This window comes from Robertmurraya sp. (assembly GCF_036676585.1).
Classification (GTDB): Bacteria; Bacillota; Bacilli; order Bacillales; family Cytobacillaceae; genus Robertmurraya_A.
The window spans coordinates 135,628-152,255 of record NZ_JAKFCQ010000164.1 but is presented as its reverse complement, the minus strand read 5'-3'; the positions used below and the strand labels follow the sequence as shown (position 1 = coordinate 152,255).

17 protein-coding genes are annotated in these 16,628 nt (G+C 39.6%); 16 read left to right on the top strand and 1 reads right to left on the bottom strand.

The annotated features are described in order from the left end of the window. The 9 genes from fmt to spoVM form a co-directional block, all read left to right on the top strand. Positions 1–667: methionyl-tRNA formyltransferase (gene fmt, locus ACGLXV_RS21090; RefSeq protein WP_391560187.1), on the top strand; the 667-nt coding region annotated here is incomplete at its 5' end. After that, positions 664–2,010 (top strand): 16S rRNA (cytosine(967)-C(5))-methyltransferase RsmB, encoded by a 1,347-nt coding sequence (rsmB, locus tag ACGLXV_RS21085; protein WP_391560186.1) that lies wholly within the window; start codon positions 664–666, stop codon positions 2,008–2,010. The genes fmt and rsmB, both read left to right, overlap by 4 nt. Before the next feature lie 4 nt (positions 2,011–2,014). Next, positions 2,015–3,100: a dual-specificity RNA methyltransferase RlmN gene (rlmN, locus tag ACGLXV_RS21080; RefSeq protein WP_119707497.1), complete on the top strand. Its 1,086-nt coding sequence runs from the start codon at positions 2,015–2,017 to the stop codon at positions 3,098–3,100. Between the two features lie 6 nt (positions 3,101–3,106). Beyond that, positions 3,107–3,868, top strand: a complete 762-nt coding sequence (locus tag ACGLXV_RS21075; protein ID WP_119707498.1) for a Stp1/IreP family PP2C-type Ser/Thr phosphatase — start codon at positions 3,107–3,109, stop codon at positions 3,866–3,868. Continuing rightward, positions 3,862–5,829, top strand: coding sequence for a Stk1 family PASTA domain-containing Ser/Thr kinase (gene pknB / locus ACGLXV_RS21070; protein ID WP_391560185.1), 1,968 nt, complete (start codon positions 3,862–3,864; stop codon positions 5,827–5,829). Before ACGLXV_RS21075 ends, pknB begins: the two co-directional genes overlap by 7 nt. Positions 5,830–5,877: 48 nt before the next feature. After that, positions 5,878–6,762 carry a ribosome small subunit-dependent GTPase A gene (rsgA, locus tag ACGLXV_RS21065; RefSeq protein ID WP_119707500.1) on the top strand — a complete coding sequence of 295 codons (885 nt, stop codon included), beginning with the start codon at positions 5,878–5,880 and terminating at the stop codon, positions 6,760–6,762. 2 nt (positions 6,763–6,764) lie between these two features. Further along, positions 6,765–7,409: a ribulose-phosphate 3-epimerase gene (gene rpe, locus ACGLXV_RS21060; RefSeq protein WP_119707501.1), complete on the top strand. Its 645-nt coding sequence runs from the start codon at positions 6,765–6,767 to the stop codon at positions 7,407–7,409. A 56-nt stretch (positions 7,410–7,465) separates the two neighbouring features. After that, positions 7,466–8,104 carry a thiamine diphosphokinase gene (locus ACGLXV_RS21055; protein ID WP_391560184.1) on the top strand — a complete coding sequence of 213 codons (639 nt, stop codon included), beginning with the start codon at positions 7,466–7,468 and terminating at the stop codon, positions 8,102–8,104. Between the two features lie 93 nt (positions 8,105–8,197). Next, positions 8,198–8,278, top strand: a complete 81-nt coding sequence (gene spoVM / locus ACGLXV_RS21050; RefSeq protein ID WP_019381739.1) for a stage V sporulation protein SpoVM — start codon at positions 8,198–8,200, stop codon at positions 8,276–8,278. Positions 8,279–8,465: 187 nt separating this feature from the next. Here spoVM and rpmB read toward each other — a convergent pair whose 3' ends face one another. After that, on the bottom strand, positions 8,466–8,654 hold the full coding sequence (gene rpmB, locus ACGLXV_RS21045; protein ID WP_066053137.1) for a 50S ribosomal protein L28: 189 nt from the start codon (positions 8,652–8,654) through the stop codon (positions 8,466–8,468). A 317-nt stretch (positions 8,655–8,971) separates the two neighbouring features. Here rpmB and ACGLXV_RS21040 point away from each other — a divergent pair, with 317 nt between their 5' ends. The 7 genes from ACGLXV_RS21040 to plsX all read left to right on the top strand — a co-directional run bounded on the left by ACGLXV_RS21040 (position 8,972) and on the right by plsX (position 16,628). Beyond that, entirely contained in the window at positions 8,972–9,334 is a 363-nt protein-coding gene (locus tag ACGLXV_RS21040) for an Asp23/Gls24 family envelope stress response protein (protein WP_119707502.1), read from the top strand. Positions 9,335–9,416: 82 nt separating this feature from the next. Beyond that, the gene (locus ACGLXV_RS21035) at positions 9,417–11,093 is read left to right on the top strand and encodes a DAK2 domain-containing protein (protein ID WP_391560183.1); all 1,677 of its coding nucleotides are present in this window, start codon (positions 9,417–9,419) and stop codon (positions 11,091–11,093) included. 169 nt (positions 11,094–11,262) lie between these two features. Beyond that, a complete protein-coding gene (gene sdaAB, locus ACGLXV_RS21030) occupies positions 11,263–11,925 on the top strand; it encodes an L-serine ammonia-lyase, iron-sulfur-dependent subunit beta (protein WP_119707504.1) in 663 nt (220 codons plus the stop codon). A gap of 63 nt (positions 11,926–11,988) precedes the next feature. Then, on the top strand, positions 11,989–12,885 hold the full coding sequence (gene sdaAA, locus ACGLXV_RS21025) for an L-serine ammonia-lyase, iron-sulfur-dependent, subunit alpha (RefSeq protein ID WP_119707505.1): 897 nt from the start codon (positions 11,989–11,991) through the stop codon (positions 12,883–12,885). Further along, a complete protein-coding gene (recG, locus tag ACGLXV_RS21020; RefSeq protein WP_391560182.1) occupies positions 12,866–14,923 on the top strand; it encodes an ATP-dependent DNA helicase RecG in 2,058 nt (685 codons plus the stop codon). Before sdaAA ends, recG begins: the two co-directional genes overlap by 20 nt. A 121-nt stretch (positions 14,924–15,044) precedes the next feature. Then, positions 15,045–15,608, top strand: coding sequence for a transcription factor FapR (gene fapR, locus ACGLXV_RS21015; protein ID WP_119707506.1), 564 nt, complete (start codon positions 15,045–15,047; stop codon positions 15,606–15,608). Positions 15,609–15,626: 18 nt separating this feature from the next. Further along, the gene (gene plsX, locus ACGLXV_RS21010; RefSeq protein ID WP_391560181.1) at positions 15,627–16,628 is read left to right on the top strand and encodes a phosphate acyltransferase PlsX; all 1,002 of its coding nucleotides are present in this window, start codon (positions 15,627–15,629) and stop codon (positions 16,626–16,628) included.

Below are 16,628 nucleotides of genomic sequence, written 5' to 3'. Positions count from 1 at the left end.
GCTGTTAGAAGCGCCACCGCTCGGATGCATTAATGTTCATGCCTCTCTGTTACCAGAATTGCGTGGAGGGGCTCCCATCCATTACTCCATCATTCAAGGTAAAGAGAAAACAGGAATAACGATCATGTATATGGCAGAAAAGCTTGATGCTGGTGATATATTAACGCAAGTAGAAGTAGAAATTACAGAAACAGATACGGTTGGTTCTTTGCATGATAAGCTTAGTGAGGCAGGCTCTAAGTTATTGTTAGACACATTGCCAAAACTGATTAAGGGGGAGCTAGAATCGATTCCCCAAAATGAGAAGGAAGCAACATTTGCGTATAATATAAAGCGCGAGGAAGAGAAAATTGTTTGGTCTAAAACAGGCGAAGAAATTTACAACCATATCAGGGGTATGAACCCATGGCCAGTCGCATACACCCACCTTTCAGATTCAGTGTTGAAACTTTGGTGGGCGACGAAAGTAAAGGCAGTGAAAAAGGCAGATCCGGGAGAAATTATTGCGATTGAGGAAGATGGTTTTGTCGTGGCAACTGGAAATGATACAGCGATTAAAGTGCTTGAGCTCCAGCCTTCTGGTAAAAAGAAAATGACAGCCGATCAATTTTTGCGTGGGGCAGGTTCGTTCTTAAAAGTTGGAGATCGTATAGGAGTTAGCGAATGACAGAAAAATCAAATGTTCGAGAAAGTGTTGTATCCATTCTGGAGCAAATCGAAAAAAACCAATCATATAGCAATCTACTTTTAAACAATGTGATTAAAAAGAATCAAATTGCAACGAAGGATATTGGATTGTTAACGGAATTAACATACGGAACGCTACAAAGAAAAATGACTCTTGATTATTTCTTAGAGCCATTTATTAAAAATCCAAAAAAGCTTGAAAACTGGGTGAAACAGCTACTGCGTATGACGTTATATCAAATGCTTTATTTAGATAAAATACCCGACCGTGCAGCCATTCATGAGGCAGTGGAAATTGCTAAAAAGAGAGGTCATAAAGGGATATCTGGGATGGTTAATGGTGTTCTCCGCTCTTTGCAACGTGAAGGCATAAGAGATATGGATGAGATTAAGGATGAAGTCGAGCGATTGTCCATAGAAACCAGTCATCCTACTTGGCTTGTTAGAAGATGGATCGAGCAATTTGGGTATAATAAAGCAAAAGAGATGTGTGAGATAAATTTAACTGCACCAATGCAAACAGCACGTATTAATACAAATAAAATCACCAGAGAGGCTTGCATCAAAAGGCTTTCAGAAGAAGGCTTTCAAGTCGAGGAAAGTGTGGTTGTTCCTGAAGCAATAAAATGCTTAAAAGGAAATCTTGCCCATTCGGAAAGCTTTAGAGAAGGCTTGATTACGATTCAGGATGAAAGCTCCATGCTTGTGGCATATGCATTAGGAATCGAACAAAATGAAACGATTTTAGATGCGTGCGCAGCTCCTGGTGGAAAGTCGACTCATATCGCTGAAAAGCTAGAAGATACAGGACAAGTTATTTCATTAGATCTTCATGAGCATAAAGTGAAGTTGATTAATGAAAATGCTGTCCGACTTGGACTGACAAATATAGAAACTAAAGCTATGGATAGTCGTAAAGTACAAGAAGAGTTTGAGGGTAGCGCGTTCGATCGGATTTTGCTTGATGCCCCATGCTCTGGTCTTGGTGTAATGAGAAGAAAGCCAGATATGAAATACACAAAAAAAGAAGAAGATTTAAATCGTCTTCAGAGTATTCAGTTGCAGTTATTAGATTCTGTTACTCCACTGTTAAAACCAGGTGGAACGTTAGTCTACAGTACATGTACAATCGACCGCTCTGAAAATGAAGAGGTAGTGACAGCGTTTTTACAAAAGCATACAGATTTTGAAGGAGACCTTTCTGTTATTGAGAGGATGCCTAAGGCCATTCAGCCACTTATGACGGACTTTCAGCTTCAGATTTTCCCTCAAGATTTTGGTTCAGATGGATTTTATATTGCAAGTTTAAGGAAGAAGGTGTAAAGAAATGGAACAGACAACTATTGAAAAAGAACAAACATCCGTGCAAAAACCATCCATTTACTCTATAGAATTACACGATTTAAAAGCATGGTTAGTAGAACATAATGAAAAGGCATTTCGTGCCGAGCAAATCTTTGATTGGTTATACAAAAAGAGAGTGACTAGTTTTGAGGATATGTCTAATCTTTCAAAAACTTTACGTGAAACGTTAGAAAAGCATTATTCACTAACCACATTAAATACGCTTATTCAACAGCAATCATCAGACGGGACGATTAAGTTTTTATTTGAATTACACGATGGTTACTCCATTGAAACGGTCCTTATGAGACATGAATATGGTAATTCGGTGTGTGTAACCACACAGGTCGGCTGCCGAATCGGATGTACGTTCTGTGCGTCAACATTAGGTGGACTTAAACGAAATCTGGAAGCAGGGGAAATCGTCGCTCAAGTAGTAAAAGTACAGCAAGCATTAGATGAAACAGATGAAAGAGTAAGCTCAGTCGTTATTATGGGAATTGGAGAGCCATTTGATAATTACAATGATATGCTCTCATTTTTGAAGATTATCAACCATGATAAGGGATTGAATATTGGAGCTAGACATATTACGGTATCAACAAGTGGAATTATCCCGAAGATCTATCAGTTTGCCGATGAAAATATGCAAATCAATTTTGCTATTTCACTTCATGCACCAAATACGGAGATCCGCAGTCGTTTAATGCCTATTAACCGTGCGTATAAGCTCCCTGATTTAATGGATGCGGTACGTTATTATATTGAGAAGACAGGAAGAAGAGTAAGCTTTGAATATGGGCTATTTGGTGGAGTTAATGACCAGGTTGAACATGCCGAAGAGCTGGCGAAGCTCATTAAAGGTGTGAAATGTCACGTAAACTTAATTCCAGTAAACTATGTGCCGGAAAGAGATTACGTTCGAACACCTAAAGATCAAATTTTTGCATTTGAAAAAACGTTAAAAAATCATGGAGTAAACGTAACGATTCGAAGAGAGCACGGTCATGATATTGATGCAGCATGTGGACAACTTCGTGCAAAGGAACGAAAAGAAGAGACGAGGTGACAATAGGTGAAAGCGGTATTTAAAACGGACCGAGGTCGGATTCGCCAGCATAATGAGGACAGTGGGGGAATCTTTATCAACCGTGATGGGCAACATCTATGTGTGGTTGCAGATGGAATGGGTGGACATCGAGCAGGAGATGTCGCCAGTTCCATGGCCATCAAGCATTTAGAAGAGATGTGGAAAGATTCAAGTGGAATTGAGACTGCCTCACATGCAGAGGACTGGTTAAGAAGGAGTATTCCTCATATCAATCAAGTAGTATTCCAGCATTCACAACAACACGCCGAGTGTGAAGGGATGGGAACAACAGTTGTTGCTGCCATTGTTACGCCATTATTTTCAACTGTCCTGAATATTGGTGATAGTCGCTGCTATATTTTAAATGATACAGGTTTTCAGCAGTTAACAGAGGATCATACACTTGTGAATGAACTTGTTAGAACGGGACAAATTTCAAGAGAGGATGCAGAACATCATCCACGTAAAAATGTTATTTTACGTGCTCTTGGAACGGAGCAAGATATAAAAATGGATATTCGCACCATCATGTTTGAAGAAGGAGATGTCCTCCTTTTATGCTCTGATGGTTTATCTAATAAAGTATCGACCGATGAAATGGTTAGTATTTTAAAAAATGCAGAAAATTTAGAGGAAAAGGCAACCACTCTCATCAACCTTGCAAACGAGCATGGTGGTGAGGACAATATTACCTTAGTCATTTTACAATTTGACGTTGGCGATGATTGGGGTGGGGATACATGCTAATCGGAAAGCGTTTAAGCGGTCGCTACAAAGTGCTTGAAATGATTGGTGGCGGAGGAATGGCCAATGTTTATCTTGCTCATGATATGATCTTAGATCGAGACGTGGCTGTTAAGGTACTGAGACTTGATTTTTCGAATGACGAGGAATTTATTCGACGCTTTCACCGAGAAGCACAATCAGCTACTAGCTTGGCTCATCCGAATATTGTTAGTATATACGATGTTGGTGAAGAAGATTCTATCTATTATATTGTTATGGAGTATGTGGAGGGGCAAACTCTCAAACAATACATACAGCAGCAACTATCGTTACACGTAGAGGATGCCATTAATATTATGAAGCAGTTAACCTCCGCTATTTCACATGCCCATCAAAATCACATTGTTCATAGAGATATTAAACCACATAATATTTTAATTGATCGTGAAGGAAATGTGAAAATAACTGATTTTGGCATTGCTATGGCAATGAGTGCGACAAGTATTACGCAAACAAATTCGGTGCTTGGCTCCGTCCATTATTTATCTCCAGAACAAGCAAGAGGTGGAATGGCAAACCGCAAATCGGATATTTATTCACTTGGAATTGTTATGTTCGAACTGTTGACGGGAAGATTGCCATTTTCTGGTGAGTCAGCCGTCTCAATCGCTTTAAAACATTTACAATCGGAAACACCTTCGTTAAGAAGATGGAATCCAAAAATTCCACAAAGTGTGGAAAATATTGTTTTAAAAGCAACGGCAAAGGATCCTTTTCATCGATATGATAGTGTAGAAGATATGGAGATGGATCTAGTAACTGCACTTGATCCTGATCGAATCGACGAGCCGAAGTTTGCGCTCCCGATAGATGATGATGCAACAAAAGCAATTCCAGTCATTACCGCTGATCAGTATCTAACTTCTGATGAGACACTCGTACATAGTAAAGAGCATCCTGTTCTTCAACAGACAACTGACAAAGACGGAGATAAAAAGAAGAAGAAAAAGAAGAGAAAATGGCCCATTGTACTCGTATCTATTTTTCTCACATTGGTTATCCTGGCAGTTTTAACTGTAACTGTTTTGCCTAAATTATTAGGACCAAAAGATGTGCTTGTTCCTGATGTTTCTGGAAAAGAGTTAGATGAAGCAATGGAAGTCCTTCAGGAGCAAGGTTTGAAAATTGGTGAAACGATTGAAGTTACAGATGAAGAGGTAGAGGAAGGTCTCATCATAAAAACAAACCCTAAGGAAGGGAAGACGGTAAAAGAAGGGCAGGAAGTGGACCTTTATTTAAGTATTGGCAAAGAGAAATGGACATTGTTAGATTATACCGGACGTCAATATGATGATGTGATTGATTTATTAGAAGCAAGGGGCTTTAAAGACATTACAAAAACGGAAGTTTACGATGATTCTGCCCCAGTGGGACAAATCATCTCTCAAGATCCATCTAGCGGGGAAGAAATTATTCCGGCTGAAACGGAACTGGCATTTACCGTTAGTAAGGGGCCGCAGTTAATAAAGCTCAAGGATCTTTCTGGTTATAATGAAAAAGGAATCCAAGAGTACGCACAATCCTCTGGATTATATGTTGAGATTGCCAGTGAGGGCGAATTTAGCGATACGGTAGCGGAAGGGTTAGTTGTTTCACAAAAGCCTTCAGCAGGTACAGATTTACAAAAAGGGTCTAAAGTAACCGTTGTCCTTTCTAAAGGAAAAGAGGAGATTCCGAAAGAAGTATCAAGGGAAATTACTATCCCTTATGAGCCGTTAGTTGAAGGAACTCCGCAAGTTGTCCAAATCTATATCGAGGATATGGAGCACAATACATCAGAACCGGTGCAAACCTTTGAAATTACAAAAACTGAGACTCGGACCATACAGTTAATTATTGCTCCTGGTGAACAGGCCGTATACAGAGTTCAAAGGGACGGTAATGTTATCGATGAACAAACGGTACCATACCCCACAAATTAAAATAGGGATAGGAACTAGTAGTTCACATTCTGTTAAAGGAGTGTATGTATGCCAGAAGGCAAAATTATTAAAGCGTTAAGTGGGTTCTATTATGTTCTCTCAGATGATAATCAAGTGATTCAGTGCCGAGGAAGAGGGGTATTTCGCTTAAATAAAGTGACCCCTCTTGTAGGTGATGAAGTTGTTTTTCAGGCTGAAAATGAATCTGAGGGATATATTTTAGAAGTAAAGGATCGAAAAAACGAACTGGTAAGACCACCGATATCTAACGTTGATCAGGCGATATTGGTGTTTTCCGCTGTTGAGCCTGATTTTAGTACTTCATTGCTCGACCGCTTTCTTGTTTTAGTTGAGTTTAATCGAATCAAGCCTATTATTTGTGTCACGAAAATGGATTTAACGAGTGCTGATGATAGAGTAAAGATCGAAACCTACCGAGATCAATATACGAAGGCGGGTTATGAAGTGATTTTAACATCATCAGAAACGGAGGACGGGTTAGAGCAACTTCTTCCGCATTTAAAAGGAGTCATATCCGTGTTTGCTGGTCAGTCAGGTGTAGGAAAGTCATCGCTATTAAATGCGATTCGACCTGATCTTGAATTAAAGACAAACGATATATCCTCCCATTTAGGTCGAGGAAAGCATACAACGAGACATGTGGAATTAATAAAAATAGGGGAAGGGTTAGTCGCAGATACTCCTGGTTTTAGTTCACTAGAATTCACGGATATAGAGGTGGAGGACTTAAACTATTGCTTCCCTGATATTGAAAAGTTAAGTGAAGACTGTAAATTTCGAGGATGTCTTCACTTAAAAGAACCAAAATGTGCGGTAAAAGAAGCGGTAACAAAGGAAGAGCTTCCTGAGTATCGATATGAGCATTATGAGCTTTTTGCTCAAGAAATTAAAGAGAGAAAGCCGAGGTATTAATTATGGTGAAAATTGCACCTTCCATACTATCAGCTGATTTTTCAAAACTGGGAGAAGAAATTAAAGATGTAGAACGAGGGGGAGCAGACTATATCCATGTAGATGTCATGGATGGTCATTTTGTGCCCAATATTACGATTGGTCCCCTGATTGTAGAAGCGATTCGACCAATTACGAAACTTCCGCTTGATGTACATTTAATGATTGATAATCCGGATCAGTATATTGAGGCCTTTGCTAATGCAGGAGCAGATTATCTTACTGTTCATGTAGAAGCTTGTAAGCATCTACATCGGACCATCCACTATATTAAATCATTTGGTGTAAAAGCAGGGGTTGTACTGAATCCTGCAACCCCTGTTCAAACGATTGAACATGTGATTGATGATATTGATATGGTCCTTTTAATGACGGTTAATCCTGGCTTTGGAGGTCAGAAATTTATTGAGCAAGTGCTGCCAAAAATTAGACAAGTAAAAGAACTTGTAGATAAAAAAGGGCTATCTGTTGAAATCGAGGTAGATGGTGGCGTGAACGAGGAAACGGCAAGGAAGTGTGTAGAAGCTGGTGCAAATGTTCTTGTGGCGGGATCGGCTATATATAACGAAAGAGATAGAAAAAAAGCGATAGAAAAAATAAGAGGATAAGAATGTTGGCTAGCTTTTTAGAAGCTAGCCTTTCCTTATTACAAGGAGGATCCAAAATGGAGATCAATATTTTAGCAGGTGGTCCATTAGAACTTATCCCTTCTCTTCATTCATATAGTGGAGAATGGATTGGTGTGGATCGTGGAGTACTAACACTAATAAAAGAAGGAATCTTTGTTGAAAAAGCCTTTGGCGATTTTGATTCTGTGGAGGAAGAAGAGCTAGCGTTTATAAACAAACATGTTGGAGAATTACTTACGTTTCCACCAGAAAAAGATGAAACGGATATGGAAATTGCGATTTCATGGGCGATCAAACAAGCTCCGGAAAAAATTCGTATCTTTGGTGCTACGGGTGGGAGGCTGGATCATTTCTTTGCAAATATACAGCTGCTTTTCAAACCAACGGCTTTACATGAAACAGTTCCAATTGAAATCATTGATTGTCAAAATATCATTTCATTAATACAAGCAGGCACACATACAATAGAAAGAAATGATGAGTACGCATATATTTCTTTTATACCTTTTCATGGCGAGGTAGAGGGCTTAACACTTGTGGGTTTTAAGTATCCATTAACACTTCGTCATATTCCGATTCACTCCACACTATGTATTAGCAATGAACTAATTTCTGATATTGGTACTATATCTTTTTCGGAAGGCATATTAATGGTGATAAGGAGTCGCGATTAAACTTCCTTATATTGAGTACTTATCTTTATATTTTGAATATGATAATGAGAGTTCTGAAACTTGTTCATGCGTGAGATGGTGAGGAGGGACATTATGAGATTTTACACGATTAAATTGCCGAAATTCTTAGGCGGCATTGTCCGCGCGATGCTGGGTACGTTTAAAAAGGGCTAAACCAAAGTGGTATTTGCAACACGTTTTCAAGAAAGACAACCTTAAAAACCAATGTACACCGATGTAAGAGATTCACATCGGTGTATTTTTTTTGTGAATAATTAAAAGTCTATTTCTAAAGGTTAATGGGAAGGCTAGTTTTAAAAGGAAAATGAAAAAGAGCATCCAGATGGATACTCTTTACACATTATACGCGCTCAACTTTACCTGATTTAAGTGCTCTTGCAGAAACCCAAACACGCTTTGGCTTTCCGTCTACAAGAATACGTACCTTTTGAAGGTTAGCACCCCAAGTACGCTTGTTAGCGTTCATAGCATGAGAACGTGCGTTACCTGAACGAGTTCCTTTACCAGTTACAACACATTTACGTGGCATATACATTTCCCTCCTTACTATCAAAGGTGAAGCATTATTTGTTCATCTTTAAAATGCAATGTAAAATTGCTTTCAAGTTTTATTTAATGTGAAAATAGCGGATTGTCCGTTTTTCAAGCATTAAAAGATACTTTAATAATTTATCATACAACCATTCGGAATGCAACAGTTGTAACAAAAGGTTTCAAGAAAATTTCCTTGACATAGGTAAAATCTTAAGGCTCTATTATAAGTGCGGGGAATATGACTTTTAAATTTGAAGTCCATATAGTAAAATGACTGTAGTTAAGGAGCAAATTCCAAAGGGGGAAGCATTTATGTCCATCGAACTGAAAACAAATTTCGGACAAATTGATATCTCAAATGAAGTAATTGCAACAATCGCTGGAGGAGCAGCTGTTGATTGCTACGGTATAGTAGGAATGGCTTCAAAACATCAACTAAAAGATGGCCTTACGGAAATATTAAGAAGAGAGAACTTTACTCGAGGTGTAATTGTTCGTCAGGAAAATGATGAAGTACATATTGATATGTATATAATTGTTAGCTATGGTACAAAAATTTCTGAGATTGCTCATAATGTACAATCAAAAGTGAAATATACCTTAGACAAAACAGTTGGCCTTGCCGTTGACTCAGTTAATATTTACGTTCAAGGTGTTCGCGTCACGAACCCGTAAGTAAAATGCGTTGCTTTAGGAAGCGTAGGCTTCCTCGAGCAGTGCGTTCGTAGTGACGAACATTAGTGAGGAGGAAAGACTTGTGTCAATTAAATCTTTAGATGGAAAACGTTTCGCTGAAATGGTGCTACAAGGAGCGAATCACTTGTCCTCTAATGCAAAATATGTGGATGCACTGAACGTGTTTCCCGTTCCAGATGGTGATACTGGAACAAATATGAACTTATCGATGACTTCTGGAGCAAAGGAAGTAAGAAATAATGTTCAAGACCATATTGGAAAGGTTGGTATTGCGCTTTCCAAAGGATTGTTGATGGGTGCAAGAGGAAACTCTGGTGTTATTTTATCCCAGCTTTTCCGAGGCTTTTCTAAAGCAATCGAAACAAAAGCTAGCATCAATGCATTTGAATTTGCCGCTTCTCTTGATGCAGGAGTGATTACTGCTTATAAAGCGGTTATGAAGCCTGTGGAAGGAACCATCTTAACGGTTGCAAAAGACTCTGCGAAAAAAGCAGTTGAAGCAGCGAAAAAATCAGATGATATTGTTACAATTATGGAGGCAGTAGTTGCAGAAGCAAAGGCATCCTTAAAGCGTACACCTGATCTTCTACCGGTTTTAAAGGAAGTAGGAGTAGTTGATAGTGGCGGACAAGGACTTGTGTTTGTTTATGAAGGTTTCCTAGCTGTACTAAAGGGAGAAAAATTACCTGAAGGTCCTACACTAGCATCCTCAATGGATGATCTAGTCAATGCAGAACATCACAAGAGTGTACAAAGCCATATGAACACCGAAGACATCGAGTTTGGGTATTGTACAGAATTTATGGTCAAGTTGGACGACGAGAAACTCCACTCTAAACCATTTAGCGAGCAAACTTTCCGTCAAGATTTAAGTCAGCACGGTGATTCTCTCTTGGTTATATCTGATGATCAGCTGGTAAAAGTACATATTCATGCAGAATATCCGGGAAATGTGCTAACGTATGCACAAACCTATGGAAGCTTAGTGAATTTAAAAATTGAAAATATGCGTGAGCAACATACAAATTTGTTATCCGATTCGTATGAGAAAGCAAGTGCTCCTGCAAAGCCGAAGGAAAAGCTAGAGTACGGTATTGTAACCGTTTCTATGGGCTCAGGGATTGCAGAATTGTTTAAGAGTATCGGGGCACATGCTGTTATTGAAGGTGGACAAACGATGAATCCAAGCACGGAGGATATCGTTAAGGCAATTAAAGAAGTGAACGCAAAGAAAGTGATTATTTTGCCGAATAACAAAAACATCATCATGGCAGCCGAACAAGCAGCTGAAGTAACAGAGGAAGATGCGATTGTTATCCCTTCTAAAACTGTTCCACAAGGAATGTCTGCTCTTCTTGCCTTTAACCCAGGTGCAGAACTAGAAGGCAATAAAGAGGGCATGACGGAAGCTTTACAAAATGTAAAAACAGGTCAAATTACATATGCCGTCCGTGATACCAGTATCGATGGCCTTGAGATTGAAAAAGATGACTTCATGGGAATTGCCGAGGGGAAAATCGTTGTTAAGGATAAAGACAAAGTTGTCTCTGCAACGAAACTCCTAGATCAGCTTCTTGATGGAGACTCAGAGATTTTGACGATCTTAAAAGGTGAAGATGCTACAGATGCGGATGTAGATGCAATTGTCCAGTTTGTAGAAGCAAATTACGGTGATGTTGAAATCGAAATCCACGATGGAAAACAACCGTTATATGCATTCATTTTCTCGGTTGAATAATTATTATGGAAGCATGGCTCAAAGCTGTGCTTCCTTTCATTTGAAAAAATCCACTTTGTAGATAGTGGAAATAGAAGAAACTACAATGTTTTTTTCATACAATAATGTATAATACAATGTGGGAAACCATTAAGTGTAAAAAGGATATTCTCCACAAGGGGGAAAAGTGATGAAGTACAAAAGTGTTTTTGATATTATAGGTCCTGTAATGATTGGTCCTTCCAGCTCACATACAGCAGGGGCAGCACGAATTGGAAGAGTAGCAAGAAGCCTTTTTGGCCGTGAACCAAAGTGGGCGAAAATTTCTCTTTATGGCTCTTTTGCACAAACATATAAAGGACATGGAACAGATGTAGCAATAATCGGTGGACTATTAGACTTTGATACATTTGATGAACGAATTATTGGGTCCATTTCTATCGCTCAAACGAACGGAATGGAAATCACATTTATTGAAGAAGAAGCGATTCCAGAACACCCGAATACAGCAAAAGTACTTATTGGTGACGATCAAGGAGAGTTAGAGCTAGTAGGGATCTCTATTGGCGGTGGCAAAATCGAAATCACTGAGTTGAATGGTTTTGAGCTAAGGTTATCAGGTCATCATCCAGCGATTTTAGTCGTTCATAATGACCGTTTCGGTGCGATTGCTAGTGTTTCAAATATATTAGCTTCACACGAACTAAATATCGGACATATGGAAGTGTCAAGGAAAGAAAAAGGGATGCTTGCGTTAATGACGATTGAAGTGGACCAGAATATTGACGATTCAGTTATTAAAGAATTAGAAGCGCTTGACCATGTGGTAAAGGTTGCCAAAATTGTAGAATAGAAGAGGAATTTTATGGTAGCGCTTTCAAAAATAGATTACTAGAATGCAGGGAGAGTGTACATCATGTTTCGCAATGTCGCAGAGCTAGTAGAGCTCGCTAGTACACAAAATAAAAAAATATCAGATATCATGATTGAGCAAGAAATGGAAGTTACCGGTCGGACAAGAGAACAAATTCTAGAGCAAATGAATGTGAATTTGACCGTAATGGAGCAAGCTGTTGAACGGGGCCTTAATGGGGTAAGGTCCCATTCGGGTCTCACTGGTGGAGATGCCGTGCTCCTGCAAAAATATATTCAGTCTGGAAAGTCATTATGTGGAGACACGATCCTCGATGCCGTCTCGAAGGCAGTTGCTACAAACGAAGTGAATGCGGCAATGGGGACGATTTGTGCAACGCCTACAGCAGGATCAGCTGGTGTGGTTCCAGGAACCTTATTTGCCGTAAGAGATAAATTACATCCTACGAGAGAACAGATGATAGCCTTTTTATTTACATCAGGAGCATTTGGGTTTGTTGTTGCCAACAACGCGTCGATCTCTGGTGCTGCTGGAGGCTGTCAAGCAGAGGTTGGATCTGCTGCTGGAATGGCTGCAGCTGCCATTGTAGAAATGGCTGGTGGAACTCCTGCTCAATGTGCAGAAGCTATGGCGATCACATTAAAAAATATGTTAGGATTAGTGTGTGACCCCGTTGCTGGTTTAGTAGAAGTCCCTTGTGTAAAACGTAATGCAATGGGAGCTGCAAACGCAATGGTGGCAGCGGATATGGCATTAGCAGGAATCACTAGTCGAATACCATGTGATGAAGTAATTGATGCGATGTATAAAATCGGTCAAACGATGCCTACCGCTCTTAAAGAAACGGCGCAGGGAGGGTTGGCGGCAACTCCGACAGGTCGCAGACTAGAAGCGAAAATTTTCGGAATACCGCATGTTCATGGAGAACAACAACAGTAATTTAAAGCAATCCGTAACAGCTGTAAAAGGAATCGGTGCTGAGACAGCACAAAGCCTAGCTGAAATGAGAATAGTGACTATTGAAGATTTACTTGAATATTTTCCATATCGTTATGAAGATTATCGCCTTCGCGACTTAACAGAAGTGAAGCATGACGAGAGGATTACAGTAGAAGGGAAGGTTCATAGTGAGCCTTCTCTTATGTATTATGGGAAAAAGCGGTCAAGACTAACCATCCGATTGCTAGTAGAGAGATATTTGATTCAGGTAGTATTTTTTAATCAGGCTTATTTGAAAAATAAGTTTCAAGTAAATGAAATGGTTACCGTAACCGGTAAATGGGATCAGCATCGTCAAATGATCACAGCCTCTCAAGCGAAAATGGGATCAAATGAATCAGAAAAAAAGTTTGTTCCCGTTTATAGTGTGAAAGGAGATGTGACGGTTAAAGGTCTTAGGAGATTTATTAATCTAGCATTCTCCCAGTATGGAAATGATATAACAGAGACCCTTCCTGGAAAAATGATAAGCAAATATAAGCTTGGAAACCGGAAGGAATCGTTGCTTTCCATGCACAATCCGCTAAACGAAGAAGATGTAAAAAAGGCTCGTCGAAGATTTGTGTATGAAGAATTTTTGCATTTTCAGTTAAAGATGCAAGCGTTACGAAAGTTTGAAAGGGAGAATTCCAAGGGACTTCCTCAAAACTATAACTTAGATAAAGTAAAGGACTTCATTGATCATCTACCTTTCCCGCTTACCAATGCGCAGAAACGAGTGGTAAACGAGGTGTTAAAGGATTTGAGATCTCCATACCGTATGAATCGTTTGCTGCAAGGGGATGTAGGTTCTGGGAAAACAGTCGTTGCTGCTATTGCACTTTTTTCTAGTTATACAGCTGGATATCAAGGGGCTTTAATGGTGCCCACAGAAATATTAGCTGAGCAGCATGCGGAATCGTTAAAGGCGTTATTAGAGCCTGTTGGATTATCAGTCGAGCTGTTAACGAGCTCGGTAAAGGGTAAGAGACGCAGGGAAGTGTTAGAACGGTTAAAAAACGGTGAAATTCATATATTAATCGGGACACACGCATTAATTCAGGATGAAGTTGTATTTGCCAAACTCGGCCTTGTCATTACCGATGAACAGCATCGTTTTGGTGTGGAGCAAAGAAGGGTTTTACGTGAAAAAGGAGAGAATCCGGATGTGCTCTTTATGACAGCTACTCCCATTCCTCGTACACTAGCGATTACAGTGTTTGGTGAAATGGATGTGTCAATCATTGATGAAATGCCTGCAGGTCGCAAAGCGATTGAAACGTATTGGGCAAAGGCAGATATGCTTGATCGTGTCCTTTCCTTTATGGAAAAAGAGCTTGTTAAAGGACGACAAGCATATGTGATTTGTCCACTTATTGAAGAGTCGGACAAGCTCGATGTACAAAATGCGATTGATGTTCATGTTGCCTTACAAACGTACTTTCACAATCGATACCAAGTTGGTTTGATGCATGGAAGACTTAGCTCTGATGAGAAAGATGAAGTGATGAAGGCATTCAGTTCGAACCAATATCAAGTACTTGTATCAACTACGGTTGTAGAAGTGGGAGTAAATGTTCCTAATGCGACAATGATGGTCATCTATGATGCCGAAAGATTTGGATTAGCGCAGCTTCACCAGCTACGGGGACGAGTGGGGAGAGGAAGCGAACAATCGTATTGTGTCCTTCTGGCCGATCCGAAAACAGAGGTTGGGAAAGAGCGAATGAAAATTATGACTGAAACTAATGACGGCTTCGTTGTCAGTGAGAAGGACTTGGAGCTTCGAGGACCTGGAGATTTCTTTGGTCGAAAGCAAAGTGGCCTTCCTGAATTTAAGGTAGCTGATATGGTCCATGATTACCGAGCGTTAGAAACCGCTCGAAACGATGCTATGGTCTTAATAGAATCAGAGGAGTTTTGGGAAGAGGATGAATTCGCTGGGCTGCGTTCAAAGCTTGCAGACTCTGGTGTATTGGAAAATGAAAAGCTAGATTGATAAAAAGCGGATGACCTTGATCGAAAAGTAGATTGCAAAAAAAAGTTTGTTGCAATCTGCTTTTTAGTTTTATATACTACTATTAGTACCTAGTCTTAATACTTCGGACGGTGTTTTACATATGAGAAAAAGTAAAAAAGAACGTCAACGACTTTTAATAGAAACAATAAAAGAAAACCCGTTTATTACCGATGAGGAACTTGCTGAACAATTTACGGTTAGCGTACAAACCATCCGGTTAGATCGGTTAGAGTTATCGATCCCTGAGCTACGGGAAAGAATAAAGAATGTCGCTGAAAAGCGGTTTGACGATGAAGTACGTTCTTTACCAATCGATGAAGTGATTGGTGAAATTATTGATATTGAGCTTGACCAAACAGCTATTTCTATTTTTGATGTCAAGCATGAACATGTGTTTAAGAGAAACCAAATCGCAAGGGGTCACCACGTTTTTGCTCAGGCTAATTCATTAGCGGTTGCAGTGATTAACGATGAACTGGCTTTAACGGCAAAGGCAAATATTCAATTTACCAGATCAGTTAAGGAAAATGAACGCGTCATTGCAAAAGCAAAAGTGTTACGAATTGATGAAGAAAAAGGTAGAACTCTTGTGGAAGTCAATAGTTTTGTGAATAATGAACTAGTATTTACTGGTGAATTTGAAATGTATCGCTATAAAAAATGACATAAGGAATGAATAACAATGAAATTGGCCCTTGATGCAATGGGAGGCGACCATGCTCCAAAAGAAATCGTTCTAGGAGCGATAAAGGCCGTTCAAGCATTTGATGATGTACATATATGTTTAGTTGGTGATGAAGCAAAAATTAAGGAGCATCTCACACCACACGACAGAATATCGATTTTACATACGGAAGAGGTTATTTTAGGCACTGATGAGCCTGTAAAAGCGGTGAGACGGAAGAAGAATTCATCCATGGTTCTAGCTGCAAAGCTTGTTGCTGACAAAGAGGCAGATGGTTGTATTTCTGCTGGTAATACAGGGGCTTTAATGGCGACCGGTTTGTTTGTAGTAGGACGTATTGAAGGAATTGAAAGACCAGCATTAGCTCCAACCTTACCGACGATTGGTGGAGAAGGGTTTCTTTTGCTTGATGTTGGTGCAAATGTTGATGCAAAGCCTGAGCACTTATTGCAAAATGCCATCATGGGTTCCATCTATGCTGAAAACGTAAGAGGGGTAAAAAATCCAAGAGTCGGGCTTTTGAATATCGGAACAGAAGAGAAAAAGGGAAATGAGTTATCCAAACTTGCTTTTGATCTTCTAAAGGAAGCACCTGTTAACTTTATTGGAAACGTGGAAGCTAGGGATTTGCTTGATGGTGTTGCAGATGTAGTGGTCACCGATGGTTTTACTGGCAATATGGTATTAAAGACGATTGAAGGAACCGCTTTATCCGTATTTAAAATGCTTAAAACAACTTTATATAGCTCTTTGAAGACGAAGATAGCAGCAGCTGTTCTAAAGCCAGACCTTATGCAATTAAAAGCAAAGATGGACTATTCAGAGTATGGTGGTGCGGGATTGTTCGGACTAAAGGCACCTGTCATTAAAGCTCATGGATCATCAGACGCAAACTCTGTTTACAATGCAATTAGACAAACGAGGGACATGGTGGAAAAGAAGGTTGCGCCTACGATTAAAGAGGCGATATCAAAATACACAGAAGCTAGAGAGGAGTAA

What these genes read in the sequence shown, in the direction of transcription:
- rsmB (WP_391560186.1), top strand. Translation starts at nt 664, where the DNA reads ATGACAGAAAAATCAAATGTTCGAGAAAGTGTTGTATCCATTCTGGAG.
- rlmN (WP_119707497.1), top strand. Translation starts at nt 2,015, where the DNA reads ATGGAACAGACAACTATTGAAAAAGAACAAACATCCGTGCAAAAACCA.
- pknB (WP_391560185.1), top strand. Translation starts at nt 3,862, where the DNA reads ATGCTAATCGGAAAGCGTTTAAGCGGTCGCTACAAAGTGCTTGAAATG.
- rsgA (WP_119707500.1), top strand. Translation starts at nt 5,878, where the DNA reads ATGCCAGAAGGCAAAATTATTAAAGCGTTAAGTGGGTTCTATTATGTT.
- rpe (WP_119707501.1), top strand. Translation starts at nt 6,765, where the DNA reads ATGGTGAAAATTGCACCTTCCATACTATCAGCTGATTTTTCAAAACTG.
- ACGLXV_RS21055 (WP_391560184.1), top strand. Translation starts at nt 7,466, where the DNA reads ATGGAGATCAATATTTTAGCAGGTGGTCCATTAGAACTTATCCCTTCT.
- spoVM (WP_019381739.1), top strand. Translation starts at nt 8,198, where the DNA reads ATGAGATTTTACACGATTAAATTGCCGAAATTCTTAGGCGGCATTGTC.
- rpmB (WP_066053137.1), bottom strand. Translation starts at nt 8,654, where the DNA reads ATGCCACGTAAATGTGTTGTAACTGGTAAAGGAACTCGTTCAGGTAAC.
- ACGLXV_RS21040 (WP_119707502.1), top strand. Translation starts at nt 8,972, where the DNA reads ATGTCCATCGAACTGAAAACAAATTTCGGACAAATTGATATCTCAAAT.
- sdaAB (WP_119707504.1), top strand. Translation starts at nt 11,263, where the DNA reads ATGAAGTACAAAAGTGTTTTTGATATTATAGGTCCTGTAATGATTGGT.
- sdaAA (WP_119707505.1), top strand. Translation starts at nt 11,989, where the DNA reads ATGTTTCGCAATGTCGCAGAGCTAGTAGAGCTCGCTAGTACACAAAAT.
- recG (WP_391560182.1), top strand. Translation starts at nt 12,866, where the DNA reads ATGGAGAACAACAACAGTAATTTAAAGCAATCCGTAACAGCTGTAAAA.
- fapR (WP_119707506.1), top strand. Translation starts at nt 15,045, where the DNA reads ATGAGAAAAAGTAAAAAAGAACGTCAACGACTTTTAATAGAAACAATA.
- plsX (WP_391560181.1), top strand. Translation starts at nt 15,627, where the DNA reads ATGAAATTGGCCCTTGATGCAATGGGAGGCGACCATGCTCCAAAAGAA.